A 17221-nucleotide genomic window follows, 5' to 3' on the forward strand; every position below is an offset into this window, starting at 1 on the left:
AGCTATGCTAATTAAACGTCACCAGCATTTCGGCGGCGGCACTAACGTCACCGAGTGGCAGATCTTTGCCGCCGGAACACAAGCGCCAGGTCACCTGATTGCTGATACTCAGGCTGGTTTGCGCCTTGGTGATACGGCCGATTTTTAGCTGGCGATTATCGAACTTAAGTCCGCTGGTGGCGATACAGCTTCCGCTGCCGGTCACGCCGTTATCAATCTCACCGGTGATATAGCCCCCGCCCTCGCGCAGGGCCAAACGGCTCGGGGCTGATTGATACAGGCCGGTCAATGGCCGGAACTGCAGGTTGATATTGGCATCGATCAGGTCTGAACTTTGCCCACAGTTGGTGATCAGTGGGTAGGATTGCACGCCCAGTTCGGCCCCGGCCTGCAGGTTTTCCATCACGCCACCAAAGGTGATTGAAGTGGGAGTATTGACCGTACACTCAAGCGTGGATATGCGCAGCTGGATATTGCTCGGGAGGATAGAGGCCGATAGGTCCCCAATCGACACCGATGAGAAACTGCCGGCATACATCACCGGGACGGTTATTTCAGTAGTCTTCTGCTGACCATCGGCAACCAGTACCCAGGTGCCTGATATTGTGGCTTTTCGAATATAGTTAGGGTTATAGTAATTGTTTTGGTATTTCATTGATGGCGGCAGGCACCAGCTAAAAGTATTAGGTGCGATTACTTGACTCCCGTCGCTGTTCCCCCCTTTGGTTTCTGGTAGCCCCAGCGTACCGGATAGCGAATCTTCCTTGAGGGAAGAATACCGGGCAAAGGTTGCATTACCGAAGCCTCTGGGAATGAGCCCCACGCCTGGCGCTAGTTTGAGTGCTTGATAACCCGCGATGGACGACAATTCATCATTGGGTTGGCACATATTGGAGTGTGAAGAGATCGCCAATAGCGCATACTTAGGAGTAAGGTCTTGTCTCCCTATCGTGCCACTTAAGGTGACATTAAACGGCAGGCCTTCCCACAAAATGCCTGTACCTTTGCCAATAGTAATGGTTTCCGCCAGTGCGGCTGGTTGGCCCAGGTAGGCTAACAGCAGTATGCAGGAGGCTTGGTAGCGGCGGTTTAGCGTATGTCTTGGTATGCCGGCGGTATCTTTCACTGTCACTTGTCCTTGTGGATTGGTTTGTGCATGGTTATCGGCCTGTTTCACAACGTGCCGTCAGTTGGCGGATCGGGTTGCTTGCAGAGGGAGCGGCAATGCCGCTCAGGTTGAAACTGGCACGGCACTGCTGATGGTCAGCGTGCCCCCATTTCGCGGTCAGTGTGCCCTGTTCCGGTAGCCCGCTCAGATACACTTGGCCCGAATCTCCAACGATACCGGTATTGTTTTTTCCTGCCGGAGTATCCGCCACCGTAATCACCGTGCCGAATGGCAGGCTGGTATCCCCCCGTAGCAGCGTCACCAGCGCCTGGTAACCCACTCGGGTGTCAAATCTCGCCATGACGACGGCCCCTTTGGTTGGGGAGACGTTAAGGCTTGATTGCGCCATATCCACATCCTCCGGCAGGGTAGTGGGGTTCAGACTGATGCTGTTGTTCTGGTAGTTCGCCAGATACGGCACCAGCGCGTAACCGCGGCTGTCGGTGCGAATGTTGCCGTTGAGCACCTCAACGCCGCCAGCGCCTGGCGCGCTGACCACCGCCACCGAATTGCCGAGCATGGACCCTAGCGTCACGCCTTCCGGGTGCAGCAGCAGGCTGCCGTTGCCGCTGAGGTTGAGTGAGCGGAACTGGTTGCTGTAGCTGTAGCCCAGATTGGCCTGGCCTTTACTCCCCCGATAGCCCATATTCAAGTTGCTGTTATCACTACCATTATCGTTCGACCAGCCCTGCATCAGGTTGTAGGAGAGGCGATCGTCCATGGCGTTGCCACTGATGCCCGCCTGTTGTTGTATCTGGCCTTGATTGTTATGGGTTACCTGGTAGCTGGCATAACTTTGGCTATTGGCAGCCGCACTGCCAAACAGGCGGAAGGGGACCTGCACCGACATCGATAGCTGGCGGTTCTCTGGCCAGCTGCCGTCGCCCTTGATGCGGTCAATCCCATAGGCAACGCCGTAGCTGACACCACGATAACTGCCGTTGTAACCAACGGAAACGGTGTTGTTCACTCGGCTGTTCCCCCAGTAATCGTTGCGTGAGGCCGATAGGTACAGGGCCCCCCAAGAATCCAACTGCTGGCTGATACGCAGTTGGAAATTGGAGCGTTGGCGTGTCAACGCCCAGGGCACCTGCCCTGCGTTGAGCTCAAAGCCCAGGTTGTTAAAGTCGGCGAAGGTGTAATAGTTGCGAGTGGAGTAGCGGTAGGCCGCGAGATCTACCGAGGTCCCGGTGCTGAGCAGGCTTTTGGCATAACGCAACCGATATGAAGCCCCTTGGTGGCGTTGGTTTTGCCCTGCTAACCGGGCATCCGAGGTGGTGACGTCTGCCGAGATGGCGCCGAAGTCACCCAACGACAGGCCAGAGCCTGCCACCAGGGAGTGATAATCGGTGGCAACCAGCGCACCTCCGTACAGAGTGACGTTATAGGGTAGGCCATACATTAAGGTGCCCAACCCGAAAGTCGCTTCTCGGGAGGCTTGGGTGATCCCTCCGTTATAGCGCCCGCTGGTGAGTTCATACTTCAGTGCGCCAGGGCGTTGCATCACCGGTAATGACGAGAAGGCCAGGGTTTGGCTGCGTACTGAACCGTCTGCCTCGGTGATGGTGACCGTCAGATCGCCACCTTGGCTGCTCTGGTACAGATCGTTGATACGAAACGGGCCAGGAGCGACATAAGTTTGATAGACAATGTTGCCGTTCTGGCTCACCGTTACCCGTGCGTTGCTTTGGGCAATGCCGGTGATCACCGGAGCAAAGCCGCGCAGGCTATTGGGCAGCATATCTTCGCTGGAATTCAGTTTGACGCCCCGGAAGGGAATGCTGTCGAACACGTCATTTCCGCTGCTGCTTTCACCCGCCAGGATCTCGGAGCGCCACGCACGGATATCGTGTTGTAAATAGGTATCGGAGAATTGGCTGCGCTGATAACGGTTTGAAGAACCTCCCACACGGCTTTCATTTTGGGTATAGGTCATGGTGCTGCGCAGGCGCCACCCTTGGTAGTTGATCCCGCCAAGCAGGTTGGCGAACAGATTGCTCTGCTCGCTTTTGCCCATGCCGGACTGTGCGCGTTGCCAGTTGCGGCTCCCGTTCAGGCTATAATTCAACAACAATGCGGGGACACCCTCGTCCCATTGTTCAGGGTCGACGTAGTCCCGGGCATGTTGCTGCATGGCGACCTGCGGAATACTGATGTCCAGACGCAATTGGGCCAAATCGAAGCGTAGCTGCGATTCAGGAATGAGCTTTCCCAGGCTGGCGATGGGAGTCTCAGGCGGCAAGCCGCTAAAGCTGGGAAGTGCCTGAGTATTGACGCCAAGCTGGTGGAGGAATGCCGGAGTCAGCTGCGGTAGCACCTGGCCCTGGGCATCTTTTTTGAATATCAGACTGTATTGCCCTTGTTCCGACTGATTCATCCACAGCGTCACCAGATAGCGCCCTTCAGGGGTCTGGCCGGAGGATTCAAACACGGTCAGATCGGATGTAGCCAACTGGTTGCCACCTAGCGCCAACAGGCCGGGATCGAAATAGTCTCGGCCCCAGGCAGGTACGGCACCGGCCAGCAGCAGGGCTCCGGCCAAAGAAGGTGAAAGACCTCGAGTGCCGGGCCTGTTTTTTATTGATGTTCTATCCATGATTTTAGCGCGTCCTTAAACATCCAATGGGGGCAAGTCCTGCTGACAAACGGGAGTATTCCAACCATCCTCATCAATAAGTTGCCACTCGACATGGCCGCTGGTCCCGGTAGGGGCGGGATAGCGTTGTTGTCCTTTCGGCGGCACCATCAAACGTAACGCGGGTTTATCCAGCGAGACGCGGTCCGATTTCAGCCGCGAAAAGGTGAGCCAATAGGGAGTGGGGTTATCGGCAATCAACTCTTTTCCCGCGCGGTGAAAACGCAGTTGGCAGGCCACGTCGGCCACGGCGCGTTTAGCCAATCCCTTAGGGCGGTAGAACAATTTCATATTGCTGACTACCGTCACCGCCATCTGGCCTACCGGCTGTGGTTGAACGTTTTGCACCTGCGCGGGGATCGCTTTCATGGAGATAAAAAATACCGACTCGCGATCTGTCGGCAAGGGTTCTCCATTGCGCCGGATACGCAGTGTCAGTTCACTCTTGGCCTCTAAGCGCGCCAGCGGTGGCGTGACAATAAACGGCATTTTCGCTTGCTCGCCCTCGCTCAAATCGACATCGCCGGTCTGGCTATCGACCGGGCGCACCCGGGACTGCATCAAATAGGCGGCTGCGCTTTTGTTGTCTACCGCCAAACTGACGCCTTGCTTGGCGCTTTCGGGATAAATCACCCGCAGAACATAAAATGAGATCCCCGTGGAGTCGGGCTCTGCCGCCTGGGGAGCGGTCAAAAACGGCAGGCTGCACAGCAGCAATATCGCTTGGCCAAGGTGTTTCATGCGGGTGGGTCCTTTGGTGATGGCAGGGCCTGCAGGCATGGTGCAGATAAGCCGCCGAAGTCGGTAATGGTTTGCCAAACGGCTTGTCTGGCCGACGGGTTGCCGGGGTACACCTGTGCGCTCATCGGGGCAATCATCGCTGGCTGGGTGTCCAGATCGATAAGCTGACCATCGAACTTCAGTGAAGCAAACGTGAGAAAATAGGGGGTCGGGTTGTCAATGCGCACCCCTGCTGCCGTAGGCGTCAATCGCAGTTGGCAACTGGCGTCCCTCGGGGCGATGTTGAGGCCCTCAGGGCGGTAAAACAGTTTGATGGCAAAGCGAAACCCCATCGATAAGTGCGCCTCTGCTAGTGCCGACTGTTTCTGTGCGGGGATCGCCAATACCGAAAGGTAAAACAGCGACTCCCGATCCGTGGGCAATGCCTGATCCTGTTTGAGGATGCGCAGTAATTGTTTGCGCTCAGGGCCGAGCTGCAACAGCGGCGGCGTGACGATAAATGGCGTTGGAGCCTGGTCGTCGAGTGCGCGTTGGATACGGCTTTGGATCAGAAATTTTTGTGTGCCGCTATTATTCACCGTGACGGTTTGTGCCCTGTCCGCTGCGGAAAACACCACCCGGGTCTGATTTAAGCTGATACCGCCGTCGGCTATTGCCATCGGTCCGGTAAAGAGCAACAGCAACAGTGCGATAGATGAATAGCAGGCAGATGACATGGCAACCTCAGCGGTAGGCGAATGTAAAGGTGATACGGGCGATAACCTTCCCCGGCTTCACCGTCGCGCAGCCGGTACTACCACCGCAGCTGATACCAGCAAAAAAGGGGAGGTCTTTACCGACCGGTATCTGCCCCATGGCCGCCAAGGGGTAAGTATCGGTAGGTTTGACCTCGGTACTGTTGTAATTGGGCATGTTGGCACTTTGTACCAACATCACCCCGCTCCCACCGGCACTGGAGTCGCTGCTGCGAAACAGCCATTTGCCATCTTGGGTCACGCCCTCACCGCCGACCGTAATCATCGGCTGTAGGCCAGCAGTGGCGACACCGTCACAGTTGCCAGCCTTGAGGGTAAACGGCTGTGAGTTGATCAGGGCACCGCTACGCAAGCGCGCCTGCGACATCTCATCCAGCGGCAGTACGCTTTTATCCAGGCTTAGGGAACAGGTGCCTGGCATGATCGTTGCGGAAAAGTTCAGCGTCACGGCGGGGGCCGTGCTGCTGGTTAATCCGGTAACCATAGCGAGTGAGATGAGGGATACCTTCTTAAGGCAGAGCCTGTTTAAACGCATCAACGCCTCCCTGATCGTTAATGGTCTGCCAGTCAATGGCCCCACTTTTCGCCGTGGTGGGATAGATATGGGAACCGAATGGCGCAATCATCAGCGCGTCCGGCGTATCCAACTTGAGCCGTTGCCCGGCAAAGGTCAGGCTGGCCAGGCTGACAAAATAGGGGGAGGGGTTACTGACCCGCAGCCCGCTATTGACGCGGGTGAAGCGCAGGTTTTTCTGTGCTGAACCCGAATCTGCTGGTAGCTCTGTAGGGCGATAAAACAGCTTGATGATGTTGCCGACGCCAAATTGGGCGGTGGCACTCACGTTGGCGCTCTGTTGGCTGGCGGTCGGCTCGGTTGCGGCTGGGATCGCCATGGCCTGGAAATAGAATACCGACTCGCGATCTTTGGGCAAGGATGCGTCATTACCGGTAATGCGGACCTGACTCTCGCTCTTGGCTTCCAGCCGAAAAACCGGTGGTGTGACCGTAAATGGAGCGGCGTCACGACTATCTGGGGTCAGGCTTACCGCAGCCTGTACCAGATAAGGCAAGGCGGGCTGAGTGTTGCGCAGCGTAACGGCAATGCTGCCTGCTCCCTGCGGGTAGATAAGCCGGGTTGCATTAATACCAAATCCCTCCGCCACTACGGCGGACGAACTGCACAGCAGCGCCATCAGGACGGGAAAAAATAGCGTTATGCGCGTCATTTATTGCCCCTTGGTAGGAAAAAAAAGCAGGTAGCCGAAGCCGCCTGCCTAGAGGTAAATCAGTTATAGGAGAAAGCAAACAGGATCGGTGCCTTGACGGAGCCAATGTTGGTTTTGTCCGCGCTGGTGGAGGCCAGGCCCACCTGCAGGCTCAGCGTTTTGGCATTAAAATCGCCAGCGGCTGGCGTTGCGCCTGCGGTTGCGATCAGGAGTTTGTCACCTGCCTTGATATAGACGTTTGGCTTGCTAACTTCGCTCAGCATGATACCGGTGTTGGTGCCGGTGGAGTTGAAGACGTTTGAGTTGGCAGCCAGCGTTTGGCCGCTGACGACCAGGTTAGCGGTATCAGCAGCGGCAACAGGGGCCTCACAGTTGTTCAGACCCACGGTGAACTGTTTCTGGCTGGACGCGATCGGGGTCAGAACGCCGGTAAATTGCTTGGGTGAAAAGTTACCCAGATCCAGGCTGTTGGTAGACAGTGAAACGTCACAGGTGGCAGCAACCACGTTGGCCGTTACGGTTAATTGGGCGTTAGTTGCCGCTTGAGCGTTGCCCGCTACGGCCAGTAAAACCAATGCAGCCGGAGCCAGAGTGAAAATTGATTTACGCATGAGTGCTATTCCTTTAGATTGAGATGGCTTATTAAAAACGAGTTGATGCTTGCTAGACTTACAGTTATCTCTGCTCAGAAATAACTGGATGTCTATCTGTTAACGGGTTTTTTATTCATTTACTACGCTAGGTAGGCGATATTTACCCCCGAGGGGGGGTCCCTCTGTATTTCGCTTTTAATAATTTCAAAATACGTCATGGTTGTCAAAATGTAAGGGTGGTGCATGGTTTAAATTTAACACATTGATTTATAAGATTTATTATTTAATTTATGGATTTTTTATGTGAAAATATTAGTTTTTAATTTTGTTACTTTAGGTTTTCATAGGTTTTTATTCTTATATTAATGTTTACTTGGTTTTTATGTCTTTTTTTTGGGTGTTTTTTATGGAGTAGGTGAGGGAAAGGCATTTGTAGGCTATAGATAATAAAAAATTATGGAAATTATCTAAATTAAGTGGGTGCAGACCAATTTAATTATGTTGCGGATTGATAGTCTAAAAATAATTATGTCGCTATTACGTTCATAGAATAAAAAAAGTGGTTTTGCGTTCACCTAGGGGGGGCAACTCTCGGCGATCCTAAGTCTGGATGAGCAGCTCGAGACTCTTGCGGAATCAGATCAAAGACAGGCCTACCAGATGAGAGGAGTCACGCAGTTCCATCCACCGGTACAACTCCTGGTTAGTCTTGACGCACAGTTTGCGCATGGCATTGCGCTTATGGCCATTGACAGTCTTGTCCTTGATGCCCTGCGGTGCCACGCCCGCTCATTCCTATGGCCAGATACTTCAGCACTTCAGTTCCTTGAGCGTCAGTAATGAGGAACATCCGCTTTTCCCTACCGTGGAGCGCTCTACTTCCTGCAGGAATAAGGCTTTGTCGAGTAGGGCTTCAATTGCCTAAAAATCAAAGCGTAAAAATACGCATTGATTGGGTTAGACATTCTGATTGAAAATTAATTTGCTGGGTTGTATTGAATGTCATGCTTTATTGTATTGCCGTTCATAACGGATTTAAATGGGAGTTTTCTCTTTGTTTTTTCTTTTTGTCTTATAATTGGTTGCATGCTTGAATAAATTCATCCATAAGCGATTATAAAATATGGGGAATATTTCTCATGATATCTAATGGTTATTGTAAGCAATAAAATCGATTGACGATAATAATTTTATAAGAATATACTGATAAGGCTGGGTGTAAAGGAATGTCATAACTTTATCCAGGTGGTGAGAGAGTTGTTTACATAAATCAAAGAGCCAAAAATTAATTTTGGTTTGCTCTGCCTATGGTATTAGAACCTGGATATACATTAAAGACGATATTGGGTTGCCAGTCATTGGTGCACCTGAATGCTGCGCGTTCCAATATGGATGGATTATTTTTACCAGGAGGTAAGTATTCCAATGATTCTAATAGACTCGGATTATTCCTGTTCGCTAAGTAAAATAACCTTTAAATCGATCATCGATTCCTTAAGGTGTGATCTAACCCCTGCCTTGCGTTATGGCGAGGGTTCAATCGCTTTTGTTGATGGGGATTCGGCTAATATCTACAGCGTCGTCAAGTCGGTTTACGAGTTACGCAAGAACAGCGAAGTTGTTTATATGGTCACATTGCTGTCAAAAGATAAAGATTGCTCCTCAGTGATCAGGCATTTATCTGATTATGTAGTGGATAAAAAAATCACCTATGACGATCTGCAACGGCTGATCAGAACCATGGTTACGGCAAAACCCAAGGCGTTAGCAGATAATGTTTTTGGCGATATCTGGGGGGATATCTTGAAGTCTTCTCATAAGGAGTATCTGGTGTTGAAGCTGTTGCTGGATGGCCACAGCCAATACAAAATAGCCAAAATGTTAAACTTATCGATAAAAACCATCAGCAGTTATAAGGTTAAGGCGATAAAAAGACATGGGGCAAGAAACTTCAACGAGCTCTACATGTTAAAGCTAAGCAATCATGATTGATATCATCCAATAGACAGCATCCTTGGCGGTGAGGTTAAGCAACAGGGTGAGTTGTTGCTGAATACCACCGCTGCCTCTATAGTGTTAAATCCCTTTTTATTGTTAAAAAAACTTAAAAGCAAGAATTTAAACCTATAAATAGTGTGTTTTTAGTTATAAATAACTCCGTGGTAACTTTTCATGTAAATTAAGGCTCAGATTGATGCAAGGCGCAGTTTGCCGGGTTTAGGCCTGGCAGGCCGCAATGTCAATCCTGAGTAGTCACGATAAGTTAGGTACCAGGTAGAGATCAGAAAAACCCTTAAGGGGTTAGGCCTCTGACGTCGATTCACAATGAACAAGGTTATCTTGGATAGCCTTAGACCTGGTACTTCACCAAATCTACATATTATTTTGCAGGAAGTTACCCATGTTTATATTTGACACGAATTACCCTTGCCATTTTAATAAGATTGCCTTCGATTCAATAGTCGAGTCCTTAAGTACTGAGCAAAACTCAAACTTACGTCATAATGAAAGTTACGTCGCTTTTATTGACGGGGACTCAAACGATATATACAACACCATAAAACAGATTTATGGTCTGAAAAAGGAAGGCAAAACAATTTATGTGATCACGCTGCTTTCCAAAGGTAAAGAGTGTTCTGCGATGGTTAAGCATTTATCCGACTTTGTGGTCGATAAAAAAATTGCCTATGCCGATCTGAAAAATCTGGTCAAAACTATGGATTCAGCGCAACCCAGGACGGTAGCGGATAATCTCTTTGGTGATATTTGGGGGGAGGTACTGAAGTCGTCGCAGAAAGAGAACCGAGTATTAAAGCTTTTAGTGGAGGGTTACTCGCAATCACAAATAGCCAATATGCTGCACCTTTCGATAAAAACGGTCAGTGGCTATAAGGTCAAGGCGGTAAAACGGCATGGAGCAAGAAACTTCAATGAACTTTATATGCTTAAGTTCGGTAATACTCATGTGCAATAAACCACGACATACTCGTGCGATGGCGTTGGATGTTATCCTTCAGCCACCGCATTCACCGAATGGCTAGAGAGAGCGCTTTATAGCTTAGCTATAAATTGGCCTGTTATGGATTGTGTATGCACATCATCACTGGCGAAAAGTCATTCCACAACAAATAGCCATCACCGACTTCGGTGATCCTCAATTGTCTGGCTTTCACCGAAAAATCAAAAATGGACTGGTTAAACAGCTCATTCGGCATAGTATCGCTGGCATTTTTATTGACATCCACCAGCTGCAAGGCGAGGTGGCCATTACCTTCATAGCGATAGTCAAAATTGACGTTACGCAGAAGATTATACTTTACTGCGCCAGCGCTATCCCTGACCGTTGCGGAAATATGCATCCTCCCATGGCTTACACCATCAATATGCAAACTCATGACGCCCCGAGTTTGTAAGTCGCTTTGTACCAGGAAAAAGGCGGCACAGCTCACTTTGGGGCCTTTCTCAGTAATGAAAAATTTGTGCATCAGGAGGTTGAAGAGCAAAGCTACGGCGACCAAGGCGAGAGCAACCACCCCGATGAACTTGCCTGAGTGATTATTTAGCGAAAGCATAGACGCCCTTACAGTCAGAGAAATGAGACAGGGTATGATCACTATTGGTACAACGGATTATGAAGGCTCTGCCGGATTGTTGGTAGGCATAGTGTTCACCAGAGTGAAAAATAAACACCTCATTGTTGGCGCACGGAACATGCGCAGCAGCCAGCTCTGCGGCGAGTTTTTCCTTGCGTGCAGCAATGTCAGGCGAGCTAGCGCTAAGCGTATAGAGAGGACAGGTTGCTATATTGCCAATTTTATACAAAGTAGATTTTGGGAAACGGTAATCCAGATGATCAGTAGCGAAACGGAAAGGTTGTAGGACCAATAAGGTTGAGATGATCAAGCTGATCGCGAGCAACGCGGGTTTATACCCTCTGAGTAGCCTTGATTGCTTTATTGCAGGTTGAGCTTTGGTGCTCGTGGTTTCAACGCTCGGCGGTGTTTCCTGATTGTAAGATACCAATTTCCCGGAGATATAAAACCCGACGCGAGGAATAGTTTTAATGATCTCTTCCTCACAACCTAACTCACTCAATGACTTACGGATCAGCGAAATATACTGATTGACCGAGTTACTCGACGGTTCCAGACCATATTTATTCCAGATATTATTGAGTAATTCTTCACGGCTTACCATTTTATCGGCGTTTTCCAACAGGTAGGTAAAGAGCCGGGCAGGAATGGTAGTGAAGGAGACCCGTCTATCGGGCTGCGCAATGTTCCACATCGCCCCGTCTGAGCTTCTGAACGCAATCATGTTAAAAATCGTAAAAACCATGTCTCCCCCTGCAGGTTAAGATCTGACTCCACCTGATTAAACCAGCCTACTCTGCTGTTAGGCTACAGTACAGTGTCGCAGTCTCACAATTTTAAATTATAGCTGACACGGTCTCCTGCTTGTGGCATCACGGTATGCATAAGAGGGGAAAACGCTTAGCTCGCGACGAGTGGTTGCGCGAATGTTAAAAAACGTTTATCTAATGTATTTCGTGCAGAAAGTGTTGATAACAATACCCTGCATAGGCTTTTTTTGCCTATTTTTTAGCAAAAAAAAGATTAATTAAAATACTGTTTTTTTATTTTTATTAGTATATTCATGTGCTTAATGGATTCGTTATTAAGGCGTTTTTTTTTATAAGACAGTAAGAGAAAACAAAGAGGAATGTCCTATATAAGTATTTTTCTCTGGCGTTATTATAGCGCCAATCCTAAGCAACGGCATTATTGTTGGGTAGTGATAAAAGGCGTAAAAGTGTATTTCACAATTCGCCTAATATTTTAGTTAATATATAAATCATAGGAACGGATTTCATGAAAGTTAAAGCAATTGCAATGATCATTGGCGCTTCCCTGGTGGCTAGCACGGCTTACGCAGCTAACCAAGGCGAAGGCAAGATCACCTTTACCGGCTCTATTACTGATGCACCTTGCTCTATCGCTGCAGGTTCACTGGATCAAGTTATCCCATTGGGTGCCGTGTCTAACGTTGTTCTGGCAGCTAACAATAATACCGGTGTTTCTACGCCACAAGCTTTCAGCATTGAGCTGAAAGATTGCGTCATTGCTACTGCAGGCACCAAAGATAAAGTCTCTGTGACCTTCACCGGCACGGCTTCTTCATATGATGCTACCAGTCTGGGTCTGATCGGTACTGCTGAAGGTGCTTATATTCTGATGTCTCAGGCTGACGGTGCCAAAGTGGCTCTGAACACCCCTACCGCAGCTCGAACTTTGGTTAATGGTACCAACAACTCCCTGACCTTCACTGCTGCTTTGAAAGGTGGCGGCGAAGATGCCGTGATCAAACCAGGTAGCTTCCAGGTTCCAACCAACTTCGTACTGTCTTATCAGTAAGTCTGTTGCGTAGTGTTGAACAACCTGCGGCGGCTCTGCCGCAGGTTTTTTTGCGCCCCATAGAGCTGTTAATGAAATGGACTTATGACGCTTCACCTTGTGTGGTGCCTTCCCTGCTGATGTGTTGTGCCCTGGCGTTTTCCGGGTGTGCATTTTCCGCTGATGTGCTGGGGCAGGGGCGCGTCAGCATGGAAGGCGCCATTGTAGAGACGCCTTGTGCGATTGAAGTCGGGGACCATGACCAGAGTCTGGTAATGGACACCCTCCCGGTCAGCCAACTGATCCGGGAGGGGCACGGGCCAGAAAAAGAGTTCTCCATACGCCTGGTGAATTGCGTTCTGGTCCGTATTGACGCGACAGCTCCCTATTGGCAGCGCTTTCAGGTGACCTTTGATGGCGACGACGAACACGGTCATTTCGACATGAGCGGAGAGGCACGCGGCGTGGCGTTGATGATACGTGATGCCAAAGGCGAGGTAGCAGCACCGGGTGATGCTTTGAGGCCAGCTCCATGTTGCCAGGAGAGAGGCAACCGCATTACACCTGATAATCAACAGACGTTGCGGGCAGGGGATTACCGTACGGCAATACGGTTCAGAATGGATTATTACTGAAGGGACTTTCTTCATGGCGCGTTATTTTTCCCGCTCCCTGCTTGCCATCTTGTATCAGGCCAGCTTGGGCAGCAGCGTATTGCTCGGCGCAGTGAGCGTGGCCCAGGCAAAAGATATCCAGTTCAACACGGATGTCCTGGATCTCAAGGATCGTGACAACATTGATTTAGGCCAGTTTTCGCACCAGGGCTTTATCCTGCCGGGTACTTATGATCTTGCTTTGAGCTTGAATAACCAGGTGCAACCGGCACGCCCGGTAACCTTCTTGGCGCCGGACGACGATCCGAAAGGCAGCCAGGTCTGTCTGAGCAAAGAGATGGTGGACCAGTTGGGTCTGACCAAGGCCGCATTGGCTGGTTTGACCTGGTGGCATCAAGGCGAGTGTCTGGATCTGGCTAGCCTGGATGGGCTTCAGGCCCGTCCCGATCTCGGTACCAACACGCTGTACCTCAGCATCCCGCAGGTTTATCTGGAATACAGCGGTGCGAACTGGGATCCGCCTTCGCGCTGGGAAGAGGGGATCCCTGGCATTTTGCTGGATTACAACCTGAATACTCAGGTTCAGCGGCAGAACCAGGACGACACCCAGAATTACAACCTCAGCGGCAACGGAGTGGCAGGGGCGAACCTGGGAGCTTGGCGGCTACGGGCTAGCTGGCAGACCAGGATCGACCATCAGAGCGATTCGGCAAAAGAGAATACCCGCAGTTTTGACTGGACACAGTACACCGCCTACCGGGCGATTGTACCGTGGCGCGCCAAGCTGACGTTGGGGGAGGATTTCCTCAATTCCGACATCTTCGACAGCTTCCGTTTCACCGGGGGCAGCCTGGTCTCTGATGACAACATGTTGCCACCGAATCTGCGTGGTTATGCGCCAGAAGTGACCGGTGTGGCGCGCGGCAACGCCAAGGTCGTTATTAGCCAGCAGGGGCGGGTGATCAAGGAAGTGCTGGTCGCCTCCGGGCCATTCCGTATTCAGGATTTGGATAGCGCGGTCTCTGGCGCATTGGATGTGCGCGTTGAAGAGGCCGACGGCAGCGTACAGAACTTCAAGGTTGATACCGCCACCATTCCGTATCTGACCCGGCCAGGACAGGTGCGTTTCAAGCTGGCGGCAGGCCGACCATCTGACTTCCAGCATAAGGTCAATGGCCCTATGTTTGCCACGGGTGAGTTCTCCTGGGGCGTGAGTAACGGTTGGTCGCTGTACGGCGGCGGGCTGGGTGGGGATGAATACTCGGCCCTGTCACTGGGGATTGGGCGTGATTTGATGATTTTTGGGGCCTTGTCTGCGGACGTGACTCAGTCCCGGGCTCGGTTACCGGATCAAGGTACTCAACAGGGGGGGTCTTACCGCCTGAGCTACTCGAAGCGCTTTGATGATACCGGCAGTCAGATCACCTTTGCTGGCTACCGCTTCTCCGACAGCGGTTTTATGTCGATGGCGGACTACTTGAGTGCCAAGGATAACGCCAATGGGATAAGCCCAGGGCGTAGCAAGGAGATGTACACCCTGTCCTTCAGCCAGCAGTTCGAGTCGCTGGCGATGAGTGGGTACCTTAACTACAACCACCAGACCTATTGGAACCAGGCTACCAGTGACCGCTATGACATGACGCTGGCGCGCTATTTTGATATTGGCCGCTTTCGTAACATCAACCTGTCGCTGACGGCTTATCGCAACAATTTCAGCAACACCAAGGATGACGGCATGTATCTGTCGCTGTCCATGCCGTGGGGAAGCAGCGGCATGCTGGGTTATAACGGGTCTTATGCTGCGGGAGACAATACCAACTCGGTCAACTATTCCGATCGGGTCGGTGATACCGACAACTATACGGTCCGGGCTGGGATGGCGAATAGCGATGCTGATTTCAGCGGCTATTACTCACATCGTGGCACCCTGGCACAGGTGAATGGCATGGCCAGTTACCGCTCCGGGCAGTATAGCTCGGCAGGGGTGTCGATGTCGGGCGGAGCTACCCTGACGGGTGAAGGCGGCGCTTTACATCGTACATCGATCATGGGCGGGACGCGGATGCTGGTTGATACCGATGGTGTAGCAGGAGTGCCGGTGGGCGGTTATGGCAACACGGTAAACTCCAATAGCTTCGGTAAAGCGGTAGTGGCAGATGTGAACAGTTATTACCGCAGCAGCGTACGTATCGACGTAGACAAACTGGCGGATAACGCCCAGGCCACCGGCTCGGTGCTGCAAGGCACGCTGACCGAAGGGGCCATTGGCTATCGTCACTTTGAAGTCGTAGCGGGTGAGAAGGCGATGGCGGTAATACGCCTGGCCGATGGTTCGGTGCCCCCTTTCGGAGCCACAGTACTGAACGCCAAGCAACAGGAAACCGGCATGGTGAACGATGCAGGCAACGTCTATCTCAGCGGTATCAAGCCGGGTGAGACCATGACGGTGCACTGGAACAGTGCCGAACAGTGCCGCATTACGCTGCCGAAGGAAATAGCGGCGGGGATGACCGCCAACCTGCTGCTGCCTTGTGTAAACGGATAACGGCAGCGAATTAAACCCATTGAACAGTAAGGGCGTCGTCGCCTGCTGGCTTAAGAGTCGGCAGGGATGACGTCTGATAGGAAGAGTAAAGGTAATGATGATGAAAAGATTTTTAGTGATGAGCCTGTTGGCTGGGGCCACGGTGGCCACCCTGGTTCCGTCTGCACAGGCGGCTATTTCCCTGGATCGGACCCGCGTGGTGTTCCCGGGGAATGAAAAGTCGGTGAGCCTGACCGTGCGCAATCAGAACCCTGAACTGCCTTATCTGGCTCAGGGCTGGCTGGAGGATGCCCACGGCACCAAGCTGGAAGGGAACAGTGCGTTTACCGTGCTGCCACCGGTACAGCGTGTTGAACCCAAAGGGCAGACCCAGGTAAAAATCCAGGCAACGCCGGGAGCCAACATGTTGCCACAGGATCGCGAATCGCTGTTCTTCTTCAACCTGCGGGAAATCCCGCCGAAAAGCGACAAATCGAACGTATTGCAGATAGCGCTGCAGACGCGCATCAAGATGTTCTATCGCCCGGCAACACTGGCCGAAGCGGCGGCTAAGCAACAGGCGACGCCTTATCAGGAGCAACTGACGCTGAGCAAAAAGGGTGACCAATACACCGTCAACAACCCAACGCCGTATTTTGTGACGTTGATTGGTGCCAGCGCCAAGAAACAAGGCGACGTGGTAAAAGGTTTTGAACCGGTGATGGTGCCACCGAAGGACAGCGTCAAGCTGGGCGGCAGTGCGGCGGCATTAGGGGCGAGCCCGGTGCTGGTGTATGTCAATGACTACGGCGGCCAACCGACGCTGACTTTCAAATGCAGTGGCAGCGACTGCCAGGTGGATGAAAGCAAACGCGACAAATAATCACCCGGTGTCAGGGGGCGTGATGGACGGTGCCCAGCGGGCATGAACCGTGAAGGAAGAACAAGGAAAACAGTCATGGAAAAGAGAAGACTGCCCGGCAAGACGACAAAGTGCTCCGTCCTGAGCGGACTGGCACTGGCTGCCCTGCTTACCCCGATGGCACAGGCCGCAACGGGGTTGATTGACGGTGAACACGGCGTGCTTCGCGTGTCGGGGTCGCTGACCGAAAGCGCTTGCCGCCTGGAGATGAGCAGTGCTGACCAGTCGGTCGAGTTGGGCGAGGTGGGAACGGGCCGCCTGCAACACGTTGGCGATCGTGGCACGGCGGTGGCGGTTCAGCTGCGTTTGCAAGACTGCCTGCGCAGCGCGACCAACAATCGTGACCAGCAGGGTAACCTGACCTGGAGCACCAACCAGCCTGCAGTGTCGTTGACCTTTACCGGCGTGCAGGATAACTACGAACCTAATCTTTTCCTGGCGCGCGGTGTGGGCGGTATGGGGTTGCGTCTGACGGATGACTCCCGCCGCGACGTCGTGCCGGGGTTGGTCGGACAACCGCAGTTGCTGACACCTGGCAACAACGTACTGACCTACTATATCGCGCCGGAGCGTACCGGGGCGCCGCTACAAGCGGGCGCATATCTGGCCCATATCAACTTCAGGCTGAGCTATGAATAGGCTGGTTTATC

The 17221-nt window shown here is 52.0% G+C and carries 17 protein-coding genes; 7 read left to right on the forward strand and 10 right to left on the reverse strand.

All coding sequences use genetic code 11. The features are described 5' to 3' along the window. Window positions 1-7: 7 nt before the first annotated feature. From KGP21_RS05665 to KGP21_RS05700, 8 genes are all read right to left on the reverse strand, one after another. On the reverse strand, window positions 8-1126 hold the full coding sequence (locus KGP21_RS05665) for a hypothetical protein (RefSeq protein WP_223498908.1): 1119 nt from the start codon (window positions 1124-1126) through the stop codon (window positions 8-10). Window positions 1127-1160: 34 nt separating this feature from the next. Then, window positions 1161-3764, reverse strand: coding sequence for a fimbria/pilus outer membrane usher protein (locus tag KGP21_RS05670; protein WP_094982103.1), 2604 nt, complete (start codon window positions 3762-3764; stop codon window positions 1161-1163). 15 nt (window positions 3765-3779) lie between these two features. Next, window positions 3780-4544 (reverse strand): molecular chaperone, encoded by a 765-nt coding sequence (locus KGP21_RS05675; RefSeq protein ID WP_094982102.1) that lies wholly within the window; start codon window positions 4542-4544, stop codon window positions 3780-3782. Further along, window positions 4541-5260, reverse strand: coding sequence for a molecular chaperone (locus KGP21_RS05680; protein WP_094982101.1), 720 nt, complete (start codon window positions 5258-5260; stop codon window positions 4541-4543). The genes KGP21_RS05675 and KGP21_RS05680 overlap by 4 nt, the downstream gene beginning before the upstream one ends. A 7-nt stretch (window positions 5261-5267) precedes the next feature. Beyond that, window positions 5268-5834 carry a fimbrial protein gene (locus KGP21_RS05685; protein WP_223537472.1) on the reverse strand — a complete coding sequence of 189 codons (567 nt, stop codon included), beginning with the start codon at window positions 5832-5834 and terminating at the stop codon, window positions 5268-5270. Continuing rightward, on the reverse strand, window positions 5809-6525 hold the full coding sequence (locus KGP21_RS05690) for a molecular chaperone (protein WP_094982099.1): 717 nt from the start codon (window positions 6523-6525) through the stop codon (window positions 5809-5811). The genes KGP21_RS05685 and KGP21_RS05690 overlap by 26 nt, the downstream gene beginning before the upstream one ends. A 59-nt stretch (window positions 6526-6584) precedes the next feature. Then, a complete protein-coding gene (locus KGP21_RS05695) occupies window positions 6585-7136 on the reverse strand; it encodes a fimbrial protein (RefSeq protein WP_094982098.1) in 552 nt (183 codons plus the stop codon). Window positions 7137-7754: 618 nt separating this feature from the next. Then, window positions 7755-7901, reverse strand: coding sequence for a LuxR C-terminal-related transcriptional regulator (locus KGP21_RS05700; RefSeq protein WP_223500879.1), 147 nt, complete (start codon window positions 7899-7901; stop codon window positions 7755-7757). A gap of 588 nt (window positions 7902-8489) precedes the next feature. Here KGP21_RS05700 and KGP21_RS05705 point away from each other — a divergent pair. Then, the gene (locus KGP21_RS05705) at window positions 8490-9110 is read left to right on the forward strand and encodes a LuxR C-terminal-related transcriptional regulator (RefSeq protein WP_094982096.1); all 621 of its coding nucleotides are present in this window, start codon (window positions 8490-8492) and stop codon (window positions 9108-9110) included. A gap of 409 nt (window positions 9111-9519) precedes the next feature. Continuing rightward, window positions 9520-10092 carry a helix-turn-helix transcriptional regulator gene (locus KGP21_RS05710; protein WP_094982095.1) on the forward strand — a complete coding sequence of 191 codons (573 nt, stop codon included), beginning with the start codon at window positions 9520-9522 and terminating at the stop codon, window positions 10090-10092. A gap of 103 nt (window positions 10093-10195) precedes the next feature. On the opposite strand, the gene KGP21_RS05715 is transcribed toward KGP21_RS05710, so the two are convergent. Both KGP21_RS05715 and KGP21_RS05720 read right to left on the reverse strand, forming a co-directional pair. Next, window positions 10196-10690 carry a hypothetical protein gene (locus KGP21_RS05715; protein WP_094982094.1) on the reverse strand — a complete coding sequence of 165 codons (495 nt, stop codon included), beginning with the start codon at window positions 10688-10690 and terminating at the stop codon, window positions 10196-10198. Further along, window positions 10674-11456: a winged helix-turn-helix domain-containing protein gene (locus KGP21_RS05720; protein ID WP_094982093.1), complete on the reverse strand. Its 783-nt coding sequence runs from the start codon at window positions 11454-11456 to the stop codon at window positions 10674-10676. Before KGP21_RS05720 ends, KGP21_RS05715 begins: the two co-directional genes overlap by 17 nt. A gap of 533 nt (window positions 11457-11989) precedes the next feature. Between KGP21_RS05720 and KGP21_RS05725 the strand changes: the two genes are divergently transcribed. The 5 genes from KGP21_RS05725 (at window position 11990) to KGP21_RS05745 (ending at window position 17210) form a co-directional block, all read left to right on the forward strand. Then, complete coding sequence (locus KGP21_RS05725) at window positions 11990-12532, forward strand: fimbrial protein (RefSeq protein ID WP_094982092.1); 543 nt, start codon at window positions 11990-11992, stop codon at window positions 12530-12532. A gap of 71 nt (window positions 12533-12603) precedes the next feature. Further along, a complete protein-coding gene (locus KGP21_RS05730; RefSeq protein WP_141234349.1) occupies window positions 12604-13146 on the forward strand; it encodes a fimbrial protein in 543 nt (180 codons plus the stop codon). Window positions 13147-13159: 13 nt separating this feature from the next. Beyond that, window positions 13160-15670 carry an outer membrane usher protein gene (locus KGP21_RS05735; protein ID WP_223537474.1) on the forward strand — a complete coding sequence of 837 codons (2511 nt, stop codon included), beginning with the start codon at window positions 13160-13162 and terminating at the stop codon, window positions 15668-15670. A 94-nt stretch (window positions 15671-15764) separates the two neighbouring features. Beyond that, complete coding sequence (locus tag KGP21_RS05740) at window positions 15765-16532, forward strand: fimbria/pilus periplasmic chaperone (protein WP_371824842.1); 768 nt, start codon at window positions 15765-15767, stop codon at window positions 16530-16532. Between the two features lie 75 nt (window positions 16533-16607). Continuing rightward, entirely contained in the window at window positions 16608-17210 is a 603-nt protein-coding gene (locus KGP21_RS05745) for a fimbrial protein (protein WP_223498918.1), read from the forward strand. Window positions 17211-17221: the final 11 nt, after the last annotated feature.

This window comes from Serratia sp. JSRIV004, from assembly GCF_019968705.1.
Classification (GTDB): Bacteria; Pseudomonadota; Gammaproteobacteria; order Enterobacterales; family Enterobacteriaceae; genus Chania; species Chania fonticola_B.

Coding starts and splice junctions, on each gene's coding strand:
- KGP21_RS05735 (WP_223537474.1), top strand. CDS start 13,160: ATGGCGCGTTATTTTTCCCGCTCCCTGCTTGCCATCTTGTATCAGGCC.
- KGP21_RS05715 (WP_094982094.1), bottom strand. CDS start 10,690: ATGCTTTCGCTAAATAATCACTCAGGCAAGTTCATCGGGGTGGTTGCT.
- KGP21_RS05745 (WP_223498918.1), top strand. CDS start 16,608: ATGGAAAAGAGAAGACTGCCCGGCAAGACGACAAAGTGCTCCGTCCTG.
- KGP21_RS05680 (WP_094982101.1), bottom strand. CDS start 5,260: ATGTCATCTGCCTGCTATTCATCTATCGCACTGTTGCTGTTGCTCTTT.
- KGP21_RS05740 (WP_371824842.1), top strand. CDS start 15,765: ATGATGATGAAAAGATTTTTAGTGATGAGCCTGTTGGCTGGGGCCACG.
- KGP21_RS05695 (WP_094982098.1), bottom strand. CDS start 7,136: ATGCGTAAATCAATTTTCACTCTGGCTCCGGCTGCATTGGTTTTACTG.
- KGP21_RS05675 (WP_094982102.1), bottom strand. CDS start 4,544: ATGAAACACCTTGGCCAAGCGATATTGCTGCTGTGCAGCCTGCCGTTT.
- KGP21_RS05725 (WP_094982092.1), top strand. CDS start 11,990: ATGAAAGTTAAAGCAATTGCAATGATCATTGGCGCTTCCCTGGTGGCT.
- KGP21_RS05710 (WP_094982095.1), top strand. CDS start 9,520: ATGTTTATATTTGACACGAATTACCCTTGCCATTTTAATAAGATTGCC.
- KGP21_RS05670 (WP_094982103.1), bottom strand. CDS start 3,764: ATGGATAGAACATCAATAAAAAACAGGCCCGGCACTCGAGGTCTTTCA.
- KGP21_RS05690 (WP_094982099.1), bottom strand. CDS start 6,525: ATGACGCGCATAACGCTATTTTTTCCCGTCCTGATGGCGCTGCTGTGC.
- KGP21_RS05720 (WP_094982093.1), bottom strand. CDS start 11,456: ATGGTTTTTACGATTTTTAACATGATTGCGTTCAGAAGCTCAGACGGG.
- KGP21_RS05730 (WP_141234349.1), top strand. CDS start 12,604: ATGAAATGGACTTATGACGCTTCACCTTGTGTGGTGCCTTCCCTGCTG.
- KGP21_RS05705 (WP_094982096.1), top strand. CDS start 8,490: ATGCTGCGCGTTCCAATATGGATGGATTATTTTTACCAGGAGGTAAGT.
- KGP21_RS05685 (WP_223537472.1), bottom strand. CDS start 5,834: ATGCGTTTAAACAGGCTCTGCCTTAAGAAGGTATCCCTCATCTCACTC.